Source organism: Glaciecola sp. 2405UD65-10 (assembly GCF_048820975.1).
Taxonomy (GTDB): Bacteria; Pseudomonadota; Gammaproteobacteria; order Enterobacterales; family Alteromonadaceae; genus Glaciecola.
In genome coordinates this window covers 527,923-540,071 of sequence record NZ_JBMEUF010000002.1, presented here as the reverse complement: position 1 = coordinate 540,071, position 12,149 = coordinate 527,923, and the positions used below count along the sequence as shown (strand labels likewise).

General features: G+C 43.9%; 9 protein-coding genes. 6 read left to right on the top strand and 3 right to left on the bottom strand.

Annotated features, from left to right (window positions below):
- The first annotated feature begins 144 nt into the window (after window positions 1-144).
- The gene (locus tag ACOI22_RS14510; RefSeq protein WP_420672991.1) at window positions 145-2,037 is read left to right on the top strand and encodes a propionyl-CoA synthetase; all 1,893 of its coding nucleotides are present in this window, start codon (window positions 145-147) and stop codon (window positions 2,035-2,037) included.
- A gap of 85 nt (window positions 2,038-2,122) precedes the next feature.
- On the opposite strand, the gene ACOI22_RS14505 is transcribed toward ACOI22_RS14510, so the two are convergent.
- Window positions 2,123-2,803: a hypothetical protein gene (locus tag ACOI22_RS14505; protein WP_420672835.1), complete on the bottom strand. Its 681-nt coding sequence runs from the start codon at window positions 2,801-2,803 to the stop codon at window positions 2,123-2,125.
- Between the two features lie 432 nt (window positions 2,804-3,235).
- Here ACOI22_RS14505 and ACOI22_RS14500 point away from each other — a divergent pair, with 432 nt between their 5' ends.
- From ACOI22_RS14500 to prpF, 5 genes are read left to right on the top strand one after another with little or no spacing between them, the layout of a single operon-like run.
- Window positions 3,236-3,904 (top strand): GntR family transcriptional regulator, encoded by a 669-nt coding sequence (locus tag ACOI22_RS14500; RefSeq protein ID WP_420672834.1) that lies wholly within the window; start codon window positions 3,236-3,238, stop codon window positions 3,902-3,904.
- Window positions 3,901-4,776 (top strand): methylisocitrate lyase, encoded by an 876-nt coding sequence (gene prpB, locus ACOI22_RS14495; RefSeq protein WP_420672833.1) that lies wholly within the window; start codon window positions 3,901-3,903, stop codon window positions 4,774-4,776. Before ACOI22_RS14500 ends, prpB begins: the two co-directional genes overlap by 4 nt.
- A gap of 51 nt (window positions 4,777-4,827) precedes the next feature.
- Window positions 4,828-5,952, top strand: coding sequence for a bifunctional 2-methylcitrate synthase/citrate synthase (gene prpC / locus ACOI22_RS14490; RefSeq protein ID WP_420672832.1), 1,125 nt, complete (start codon window positions 4,828-4,830; stop codon window positions 5,950-5,952).
- Window positions 5,953-5,982: 30 nt separating this feature from the next.
- Window positions 5,983-8,586, top strand: a complete 2,604-nt coding sequence (acnD, locus tag ACOI22_RS14485; protein WP_420672831.1) for a Fe/S-dependent 2-methylisocitrate dehydratase AcnD — start codon at window positions 5,983-5,985, stop codon at window positions 8,584-8,586.
- Window positions 8,587-8,588: 2 nt separating this feature from the next.
- Complete coding sequence (gene prpF / locus ACOI22_RS14480; RefSeq protein ID WP_420672830.1) at window positions 8,589-9,782, top strand: 2-methylaconitate cis-trans isomerase PrpF; 1,194 nt, start codon at window positions 8,589-8,591, stop codon at window positions 9,780-9,782.
- Between the two features lie 5 nt (window positions 9,783-9,787).
- Here prpF and nagZ read toward each other — a convergent pair whose 3' ends face one another.
- Window positions 9,788-10,828: a beta-N-acetylhexosaminidase gene (gene nagZ / locus ACOI22_RS14475; RefSeq protein WP_420672829.1), complete on the bottom strand. Its 1,041-nt coding sequence runs from the start codon at window positions 10,826-10,828 to the stop codon at window positions 9,788-9,790.
- 19 nt (window positions 10,829-10,847) lie between these two features.
- Window positions 10,848-12,044 (bottom strand): anhydro-N-acetylmuramic acid kinase, encoded by a 1,197-nt coding sequence (locus tag ACOI22_RS14470; protein ID WP_420672828.1) that lies wholly within the window; start codon window positions 12,042-12,044, stop codon window positions 10,848-10,850.
- Between the last annotated feature and the right edge of the window lie 105 nt (window positions 12,045-12,149).

Here is a 12,149-nt window from a genome sequence, read left to right as displayed (position 1 = left end):
AACAAAAATGTTCTATTGTAATAAGTAAGTTAACTCAATTAACAAGTTAATAAACTTCCTGGAAGCGTGAATTTAGCGCCAAGCAGGGCTTGTTTTTAACTTTATGTGCGAGCACATTTTACTTAGCAAAAGAGCGTGAAAATTATGTCCTATCAGCAAGAATACGATGCATCGGTAGCAAACCCTGAGTTATTCTGGGGTGAAAAAGCCAAAGATTTACCGTGGTTCAAAGCGCCTGAGGAAATCTTGTCAACCGACGAAAATGGCATACAACGTTGGTTCGCCGATGCCCAAATGAATACATGTTACATGGCACTTGACTACCATGTTGAACAAGGCCGCGGTGATCAAACTGCTGTCATTTATGATTCTCCTGTTACTGGCGTGCAAGCGCAATTTACCTATCAAGAAATACTCGACAAAGTAGCCAGTTTTGCCGGCTTGCTAAGTGAGCAGGGCGTGAGCAAAGGAGATACGGTTGTTATTTACATGCCTATGATTACCGAAGCCTTAATCGCCATGCTTGCCACTGCTCGCTTAGGCGCGATTCACTCGGTGGTATTTGGCGGTTTTTCTGCAAATGAACTTGCTGTACGTATTGATGATGCAAAACCAAGCTTATTGGTAACGGCGTCTTGTGGAATTGAAATCAACCGTATTATTGAATATAAACCAATGGTTGATGAAGCCATTCAAATTGCATCGCATAAATGCGAAAAAGTTATTCTGCTGCAACGAGAGCAATGCCAAGCATCAATGCAAGTGGGCCGTGACATAGATTGGAGCGAAGCTGTACAAAGTGCGCCGCAAGCCGAGTGCGTGGCAGTATCTGGTACAGACCCACTATATATTTTGTATACATCTGGCACTACAGGCAAACCAAAAGGTGTAGTGCGCGATAACGCGGGGCACGCTGTGGCGTTAAAATACAGCATGAGTGCTGTTTATAATATGCAAGCAGGTGATGTATTTTGGGCAGCTTCAGATGTGGGCTGGGTAGTGGGGCATTCATACATTGTTTATGCACCCTTACTACATGGATGCACTACCATAATGTATGAAGGTAAACCCGTTAGAACCCCTGACGCTGGCGCATTTTGGCGCGTAATTGAACAATACAAGGTAAAAGCTGTTTTTGCTGCACCCACCGCGTTTAGAGCGATTCGCAAAGAAGATCCTGAGGCAAACTTACTTAAGCAGTACAACATTGACAGTTTGCAAACTGTATTTATGGCGGGTGAACGGCTAGACCCGCCTACCTACGAATGGACGGTTGAAAAAACGGGTAAGCCGGTGGTTGATCATTGGTGGCAAACTGAAACAGGTTGGGCAATTTGCGCAAATTTGGTAGGGCTTGGAAATTTACCCACCAAGCCTGGCTCATCAACTAAGCCTGTACCGGGCTTTAATGTACAAATTCTTGATGGTGCAGGAAATCCGCTTCCTGCCAACACACAAGGCGCAATTGCTTTGAAATTACCTTTGCCGCCAAGTTGCTTAGCCACAATTTGGGGCGACTTTGAGCGTTACAACGAAGGGTATTTGAGCGAATACCCCGGCTACTATAGCTCGGGTGATGGAGGATACATTGATGAAGATGGCTACCTATTTGTTATGGGTAGAACAGACGATGTAATTAACGTGGCCGGCCATCGTTTATCAACGGGTGAAATGGAAGAAGTGCTAGCATCACACCCCGCAGTTGCGGAGTGCAGCGTAATAGGTATTCAAGATAGCTTAAAAGGCCAAGTGCCGGTAGGCTTAGTACTGCTAAAAGATGGTATTGAAATTAGCGAAAATGACCTACAAAATGAAGTGGCAGGTATGGTGCGAAAAGCCATTGGTGCGGTTGCGTGCTTTAAGCGAACGGTAATTGTAAAACGCCTTCCTAAAACGCGGTCAGGCAAAATACTTCGTAAGTTACTAAGACAAATTGCTGATAATCAAGATTTCGTTATTCCGTCAACTATTGATGATCCAGCAAGTATTCAAGAAATCAAAGACATAATGCTAAGTAAAGACTTGGTTAGCCCATAGGAAATAAAAAAAGCAGCGCGGGCACAATATTTTGTGCCGTTGCTGCAACGACAATAGACTAGGGAGCTAGTCCAAACTGAGTAAATTAATAATTACGAATAACTTTGCTGTTTAAACTTTCATCTTTCAATACCAGATCTACCGGTCTTTCTAATATTATATTTCCATCAAGCTTCACGCTTTCACTAATCTTAAGTAGTGGCAGGCGATTGTTGTAATTGGAGTTTCCCTTATTCCACTGATATACAATATTGCCTTCTACATGCGTGTTGCCGCTTAAGTGAATGTTTCCGCTAACGCTTACAATGTCTTTTTTAACATGTACGCCGTCTAAATCTATTTGGCCATTTACCGTTTCAAGCTTTCCGCCCACAGTGCTATTAGGATTTAAGAAAATACCGCCGTTCACTGAACTTACATTTTCAGCTACCACAAAGTTAGACTGTGCTCGCAACCTACCATTAACGGTAGTAGCAGATTCCGCAAAAACATTTTTACCAATACTGACGCTACCGTTAACGCCAGAAATGTCTTCAGCACTTACATTGTCTTTAACTGTAAGGCTTCCGTTTACAGCCGACACATCTCCCACGGTTTTGCCTTCATCAATGGTGAGCGATTTATTAACGGTAGAGTAGTCATCCCCTATTTGATAATCGGCTTTAGCAGTACTTGCACCTACATGAATGATGCAACCACTTAACATTATTGCGCTTAAAAATACGGTAATGAACAAAAAAACAGGTGTTTTAACATGGCGTGTCATAATTAGATCCTTGTGCGTAACTATTTTTAATTTAGTTGATTAGCTTGTACTTACAAGCCAGTTTGACTACGTAGTATCAATTTCAATGCCAATTAATTATGGCTTTATTTTCAATGGCTTATACTTTTAGTCTTTAAGCGTACTTGGTCAAAAAAAGCAAAATTTAGTGTATTCATTAAATAAGTCGCGGCTTTTTTGAATTTGGTTTAAAAGAAATGAAAATTTAAATCGCCTAGCGAATCAAACGAATAACCCACTTTTACTTGCGGCCCTTGCATATGTAGAGGCCGCCTCACGATAAATTCTCCGAACACCAAGTTGTCGACAATATCTATATAACCCAGAAGTATTAGGGCAAATTCACCCTTATTATTTGATAATTGTCGACAAAGGGGCTATATTCTTTACTCATTCAACGAATCAGGTAAAGCTATGACTCCTATGCTCGAAACGCCCATTACCTCTGCAGACAAGACATTCATCGCCTTGCGTAAAGATATTGTAGAGGGTGAAATTGCGTCAGGGAGTAAATTAGTTGAATCTGAATTGTCGACTAAATATCAAGTTAGCCGCGCGATTATTCGTGAGTCTATTAATAGGCTTGAGAATGTTAACTTAGTTGAACGCAAAGCAAACGTAGGCGCCAACGTAGTTACCTTAAGCCATAATGGATTAATACAGTTATACCAAGTGCGTGAATCACTAGAAGGTATGGCTGCTCGCTTGGCGGCTAAACATATGAGCCAATCCGAAATAGATACCCTTAGCGATTTACTTCGCCGCCATTTTGAGAAAGTAAAAGACTCTCAATCGTATTACCAAGAAGCAGGCGATGTAGATTTTCACTACCGCATTGTACTAGGTAGCCACAACCAGCACCTTATTAGCATGCTAATGAATAATATTTATCACTTGGTACGCATGTATCGAGTGCAGTTAGGTATGGCCGGCCCCCGTGTAACTACCGCCTTTGAAGAACATCAAAATATAGTAAAAGCAATAGCCAACCGCGATGAAGAACTAGCCGAAATGCTTATGCGCCGGCACATTGCTTATTCAAGAAATAACATTGAACACAAACTAAGGACCATAAACTTATGAGTGCAGGCAAAAAATTTAGACAAGCATTACGCAACAACCAGCCCTTACAAATAGTAGGCACCATTAATGCCTACAGCGCCATGATGGCGAAAGAAATAGGTCATCAAGCTATTTATTTATCGGGCGGCGGCGTGGCCAATGCATCTTATGGATTGCCTGACTTAGGCATGACATCTTTAAATGATGTAATAGTTGATGTTCAGCGCATTACCAGTGCTTGCGACCTACCTTTACTCGTTGATATTGACACAGGTTGGGGCGGTGCTTTCAATATTGCAAAAACAATTCGTGATATGGAAAAAGCGGGCGCAGCGGCAGTGCATATGGAAGACCAAGTAGCGCAAAAGCGCTGTGGACATCGCCCAAATAAAGAAATTGTAAGCACAGAAGAAATGGTTGACCGCATTAAGGCCGCAGTAGATGCGCGTACCGATCCTGACTTTTTCATTATGGCGCGCACTGACGCATTTGCACAAGAAGGTCTAGATAAAGCCATTGAGCGTGCGAAAGCCTATGTAGAAGCAGGTGCCGATGGCATTTTCGCAGAAGCGATAAAAACCCAAGCTCATTATGAAGCGTTTAGTCAGGCGCTTAATGTGCCTATTTTGGCTAATATCACTGAGTTTGGCCAAACAGAATTATGGAACAAAGCGGAATTAGGTGAGTGGGGCGCAGCCATGGTGCTTTATCCACTAAGCGCCTTTAGAGCAATGAATAAAGCTGCAGAAAATGTGTATCAGCACATCTTAAAAGATGGTGATCAAAAAGCCGTAGTTGACACCATGCAAACGCGTATGGATTTGTATGACTACCTGGGTTACCACGATTACGAACAAAAATTAGATGCCTTGTTCGCAAAAGACAAAGACTAGAAAGACCTAACGACAGAATATATTCACACATAACAGAATTGGAGACATAAAATGGCTAAAGTACTAAGTGGTGCAGGATTACGTGGTCAAGTAGCGGGCAAAACGGCACTTTCAACAGTAGGGGTTTCAGGCTCAGGGTTAACTTACCGCGGTTACGACGTAAAAGAGCTTGCGGAAAAATGCCAGTTTGAAGAAGTGGCGTATTTGATTCTTAAAGGTAAACTGCCAAACGAACACGAGTTAGCTAGCTATAAAGCACTTTTAAAATCTCAGCGTGAGTTACCACAAGCATTGAAAGAAGTATTGGAGCGTATTCCTGCAAGCGCGCATCCAATGGATGTAATGCGTACCGCTTGTTCTATGCTAGGCAACCTAGAAATGGAACTTGAGTTTAGCCAGCAGTCTGACGTAACTGACCGCATGCTTGCGTGTTTCCCTAGTATTATTTGTTACTGGTATAAATTCTCGCACGAAGGCGTTCGCATTGACGTAGCCACTGATGATGACTCTATTGGCGCGCACTTTTTGCATTTACTACATGGCAAAAAGCCAAGTGCACTGCATGAGCAAGTTATGCATGTATCTCTTATTCTTTATGCTGAGCATGAATTTAACGCATCTACATTTACCGCTCGTGTGTGCGCCTCTACCTTATCTGATATGCATTCTTGTATTACCGGCGCTATTGGTACCTTACGAGGCCCATTGCATGGCGGCGCAAACGAGGCTGCTATGGATATGATTGAACGCTTTAAAAACCCTGATCATGCTGAGCAAGAAATGATGGGCATGCTTGAGCGCAAAGAAAAGATTATGGGCTTTGGCCACGCTATATATTCTGAATCAGACCCACGTAATGAAATTATTAAAGGCTGGTCACATAAGTTAGCGGGTGAATACGGTGACGACAACCTATACGAAGTATCGGTTCGTTGTGAAGCCGTAATGAAGCGTGAAAAAGGCTTGTTCTGTAACGCTGATTTTTTCCATGCTTCAGCCTATAACTACATGAACATACCGACTAAATTATTTACGCCTATTTTTGTTATGTCACGTTTAACCGGCTGGGCAGCGCATGTAATGGAACAGCGTGCTGACAACCGTATTATTCGCCCATCTGCTGACTATACAGGTGAAGATTTGCGTAGTGTAGAAGACATGGCTGAGCGCGCTTAAGCGCCAGCGTTAATAAACAAGGCAATACTGATGAACTACTTATACAGAAAAGCGTTTAGCGATCCGAATGTAAACGTGAGCTTAGATTACTTTGATACCGAACTTGCAGTAAATGAAATTAAGCCAGGCGCATATGCTAGCCTGCCGTACACCTCAAAAGTGCTAGCGGAAAACTTAGTGCGTAAATGCGATCCAGAGCAACTTACCGACGCGTTAAAACAGCTTATTTACCGCAAGCGTGATCTTGATTTTCCATGGTTCCCTGCGCGAGTAGTTTGTCATGATATTTTAGGGCAAACAGCTCTAGTGGATTTAGCAGGCTTACGTGATGCAATTTCACTAAAAGGAGGTGATCCAAGTAAGGTAAATCCAGTGGTGCCTACACAGTTGGTGGTTGACCATTCACTCGCTGTTGAGCATGCGGGTTTTGAAAAAAATGCATTTGAGAAAAACCGCGCAATTGAAGACCGCAGAAATGAAGACCGCTTTCATTTTATTAACTGGTGTAAAACCGCTTTTGAAAATGTGGATGTTATTCCACAAGGCAACGGTATTTTACATCAAATTAATTTAGAAAGAATGTCGCCGGTGGTGCAAACCCGTGATGGCGTAGCCTTTCCAGACACCTTAGTAGGTACTGACAGCCACACCCCAATGGTTGATGCACTAGGGGTTATTTCCATTGGTGTAGGTGGGCTTGAAGCTGAAAGCGTTATGCTAGGGCGTGCTTCGTACATGCGTTTACCTGACATTATTGGCGTAGAAATTACCGGTAAACCTAAAGAAGGCATTACAGCAACTGACATAGTGCTGGCGCTAACAGAATTTTTACGCAATGAAAAAGTGGTGTCATCGTATTTAGAGTTTTATGGCGAAGGCACGAAACACCTTACTTTAGGTGACCGCGCTACTATTTCGAACATGACCCCAGAGTACGGGGCAACCGCAGCTATGTTCTATATTGATGAGCAAACTATTGATTATTTAACCTTAACTGGCCGCAGTGATGAGCAAGTTAAGCTAGTTGAAGCTTACGCGAAAAAGACTGGACTTTGGGCCACTGAAATGCAAGGCGCTGAATACGAGCGTACTTTAAGCTTTGATTTATCGGAAATTGGCCGCAACATGGCGGGGCCGTCTAACCCGCATAATCGCTTACCCACTAGTGATTTAAGTAAGCGTGGCCTTACTGGCGACTACGGTTCAACAAATGGCGAAATGCCCGATGGCGCAGTGATTATTGCGGCAATTACGAGCTGTACTAATACCAGTAACCCACGCAACATGATTGCAGCAGGGCTTATTGCGCGCAACGCGAATAAATTAGGTTTAACCCGCAAACCTTGGGTGAAAACATCTTTAGCACCTGGGTCAAAAGCAGTGAAACTTTATTTAGAAGAAGCTGAACTGTTGCCTGAATTGGAAAGCCTAGGTTTTGGTGTTGTGGCCTTTGCATGTACCTCGTGTAATGGCATGAGTGGTGCGCTTGACCCGAAAATAGCCAAAGAAATTACCGAGCGCGATTTATACAGTACAGCGGTATTGTCGGGTAATCGTAATTTTGATGGGCGTATTCACCCACATGCTGACCAAGCATTTTTGGCATCACCGCCGTTAGTTGTTGCCTACGCAATTGCCGGTAGCATCCGTTTTGATATTGAAAAAGATGCCCTAGGATTTGATAAAGATGGCAAAGCAATTACTTTAAAAGACATTTGGCCAACTGACGAAGAAATAAATGCAGTGGTGAAAAAGTCAGTAAAACCAGAGCAATTTAGAAAAGTGTATGAGCCAATGTTCGCCGTTAAAGAAGCGGGTAAAAGCCTAGGTAGCCCACTTTATGACTGGCGTGAAATGAGCACGTATATTCGCCGTCCACCCTATTGGGAAGGTGCTTTAGCGGGTAAACGCAGCTTAAGTTGTTTGCGACCGTTAGCGGTATTGGGTGACAACATCACTACTGATCACTTATCACCTTCTAACGCAATTATGGCAAGCTCTGCAGCGGGCGAATATTTAGCGAAAATGGGCTTGCCTGAAGAAGATTTCAATTCGTACGCTACTCATCGCGGGGATCACTTAACGGCTCAGCGCGCTACGTTTGCCAACCCTAAACTGCAAAACGAAATGGTACGTGATGAAAACGGTAATGTGAAGCAAGGTTCATTTGCCCGTGTTGAGCCTGAGGGTGAAAACATGCGTATGTGGGAAGCCATTGAAACCTATATGCAGCGCAAACAGCCCCTCATTATTGTTGCCGGTGCTGACTACGGCCAAGGCTCTTCACGCGACTGGGCCGCTAAAGGTGTTCGCTTAGCTGGCGTTGAGGTCATAGTGGCGGAAGGTTTTGAGCGAATTCACCGCACTAACTTAATTGGCATGGGCGTGTTACCGCTGCAGTTTAAACCGGGCGTGACCCGCGTGAGTTTAGGTATTGACGGGACTGAAACCTTTGACGTTCAAGGTGATTGCTCACCTAGTGCAGAGCTAAGCTTATTGATTAACAAAGCAAATGGTGAACAGCTTAAGGTGAAAGTTGACTGCAGGCTTGATACCCAGGAAGAGGTGTCTATTTACGAAGCGGGCGGTGTACTGCAACGCTTTGCTGATGACTTCCTCGCAAACGAGGCATAGCCATGACAAACACGCACGCACCGCAAATAAAAATACCCGCCACGTATATGCGTGGTGGCACAAGTAAGGGCACATTCTTTAGCTTAAATGACTTACCCAAACGCGCGCAGCAGGCGGGTGACTACCGTGACCAACTGCTGCTTCGCGTAGTGGGCAGCCCTGACCCATACGCCAAGCACACCGATGGCATGGGCGGCGCTACTTCCAGTACCAGTAAAGTGGTTATTGTGAGTGAAAGTACTCAGGCGGGGCACCATGTAAACTATTTGTTTGGCCAAGTTGCTATAGACAAAGCATTTGTTGATTGGAGTGGAAACTGCGGCAATTTAAGTGCTGCGGTAGGTTCTTTTGCTATTGAAAGCGGCTTAGTGCCGGCAGATATTTTACCCGAAAATGGTATTTTTGAAGTAAAAATTTGGCAGAAAAATATCAGTAAAACCATTATAGCGCATGTGCCTATAAGCAACGGCTGCGTGCAGGAAACCGGTGACTTTGAGCTTGATGGCGTAACATTCCCTGCCGCCGAGGTCAAAATTGACTTTATAGACCCAGCCGATTCAGATGACGACAGCAGTGGCGTGCTATGCACTGGTAAGGTAGTCGATAAACTAGAGGTGCCGAGTATAGGTACTTTTGATGCAAGCTTTATTAATGCGGGTATTCCCACAATATTTCTGCGCGCTCAAGACTTAGCGTACACCGGGTGTGAACTTCAAGATGATATCAATAATGACGCTCAAGCATTACTTAAGTTTGAGACTATACGCGCTCATGGCGCACTTAAAATGGGCTTAATAGCGAATATTGAAGAAGCACAGGCGCGCCAACATACGCCTAAAATAGCCATAGTTGGGCCAGCGCAATCGTACGTTACGTCAAGTGGCAAAGCGGTTGATGCCAGTGAAATTGACTTACAAGTACGCGCTTTATCAATGGGTAAATTGCATCATGCAATGATGGGTACGGCAGCTGTGGCTATTGGCACCGCCGCCGCAATACCGGGTACCCTAGTTAACTTGGCCGCCGGTGGTGGTAATAGAAGTGAGGTGGTTTTTGGGCATCCTTCGGGTACCTTAAAAGTGGGGGCTCAAGCAATACAAGAAGAGGGCAAATGGCAAGTGGCCAAAGTTAGCATGAGCAGAAGCGCCAGAGTGCTTATGGAAGGCAATGTGCGTGTGCCAGAGCCTTCGCTATAAACGGCTTAAGAATAGCGCTTTAACAGGCTATTGAGCTCATCTTCGATGTCTTGTGCTGAGGTATTCGCAGGCGTATGAAAAGCAACTTTTTCAGCGCTTTGCGCCCGGCGCAATGCATCGTCCGTAAGTTCGGTGGCTACCTCACTTAATTCCTTCATTTCATCAAAATCACCACTGCAGTGAAGCACAATATCACAACCGGCTTCTATAGCCCTATTTGCACGAGTAGCAATGCTGCCACTTAAGGCTTTCATGTTGATGTCGTCGGTCATTAGTAGGCCATCAAAGCCGATGCTTGAACGAATGACTTTCTTAATTAAGGTAGCGCTTGCGGTAGCTGGGCTATTTGCATCTATTTGCGAATATAAAACATGTGCGCTCATAGCCATGCTTTCATCATTTAGTGCTTTAAACGGCACAAAGTCTAAGTCGTTTAATTCAGCAATGCTGGCGTCAACTTTAGGCAATTCAAGGTGGCTATCACATGTGGCACGCCCATGCCCTGGCATGTGCTTAATTACAGGTGCTACACCTGCGCGCTTAAGCCCCTTGGTAATTTCACGTGCTAAATCTATCACTGCGGTAGTGGTGTTGCCTAAGGCTCGCTCACTAATAATGGTGGCTGAATCTTGCTGGGTAATATCAATCATTGGGGCGCAATTCACGTTTATACTAGACGCTTTTAGCTCAATACCCGTTAACCACGCATTTAAAAAGCAGGCGCGTTTAGCTATGTCAGGCTCGCTTTGATACATTTGTGCAAAAACTGTAGGGGCTGGAGGAACTCGCCAAAATGCGCTAGGTAAACGAGATACTCGCCCGCCTTCTTGGTCAATAAATACCATTAGCTCACTTCGCTTCATGGCCACTTTAATGCTTTCTATTAGCTTTTGAACCTGTGTGGGGTTTTCAATATTACGTGCGAATAAAATAATGCCCCAAGGCTGCATTTGGGCAAACAAATCGCCTTCGTTATTTGATAACTCTGTGCTATGGCACGCCACAATTACATTGCTGGCCTTAGATGATAAATTGAAAGATGACAAAAGGGCTCCGTTACAAAAACTAGTTGGGAAAACTTAATTTACCTAATCCTACCGCAGGTATGTTGCGAGAATTCGTAAAGATATCATAATTTGAGAACAGTGTCTGATTCGCCAACACCGCAAACAGCACGGCCTCTTTAGCGCAAGCCGGCATACCAAGTTCATCAGAATGCAGAACATTACAAGCAGGTAATGCCTCAGCTAACAATGTCATAAGCTGTTTGTTATATGCCCCGCCGCCGCTAACGTACACATAAGCTAAGCTATTTTGTGGCAATATTTTATCAATATGCACTGCAATACTTTGTGCTGTGAAATGGCTTAACGTAGCAACTAAATTGTGCGGGCTAATTGAAACGGCTTGTGTTTGCTGCTTCCACTGGCGTATACGCGCATCTAACCAATCAGTATTAAAATATTCTGGGCCGGTGCTAGTAGTATTAGATTGGGTAAAATACGGGTCATTTAGTAATATGCTGAGCAATTCGGGAACCACTTGTGCTGAGGCAGCAATATCTCCGTTTTCATCAAAGCCTTTGGGGTGTAAGTTGTACTGTTGCACCACTTTATCAATTAGGGTATTGCCTGGGCCAGAGTCAGCGCTGAGCACTGAATCAAAGTTGCACTTCGCTGGCATATAAGTAAAGTTACTTATACCGCCTATATTTAATAACACTCGATCTTGTACTTCATCTCCATAAAGCAAAAAGTCAGCATAGGGTACTAAGGGGGCGCCCTCACCATTTGCCGCTACATGCTTTTGCCTAAAGTCACTTACGGTCGTTATTTGCGTAAGGTGAGCTAAGTGATCCCCATCACCAATTTGTAGTGTTGATTTAACCTTGCCGTTTGGCTGGTGAAACACGGTTTGCCCATGGCTGGCTATTACATCAATATCTGTAGCCGCTAAACTCCACTTTTTAAGGGTGGCATTCACCATATTCGCATGGTGCTGAGCAACTATAACATTAGCCTCACAAAGCGCAGCCATTGGCGCGTTGGGCTTTGCAAAAATAGGTTTGATAAGGCTTAGGTATTCACTGCCATATTCTATTGTTGTGAATTTTTTTAGCACGAAACGCGTGTTTTTATCAGTGCCCATTACTTCCACTAGGGCTATATCTAAGCCATCTAAAGAGGTACCGCTCATTAACCCTAAGAAGGTTTTAGTGCCTGCATCAGCAAGCGTGCATAGTTTTTTTAGATTTTGATTCATAGTAATTGAGTGTGTCTTAGTTTAGATTTGAATAAAAGCCAATAAACTAGCGGGTTGCGCTAATAAAAATAATCTCCAATTCATAAGCTTACATTATTAAGGAGT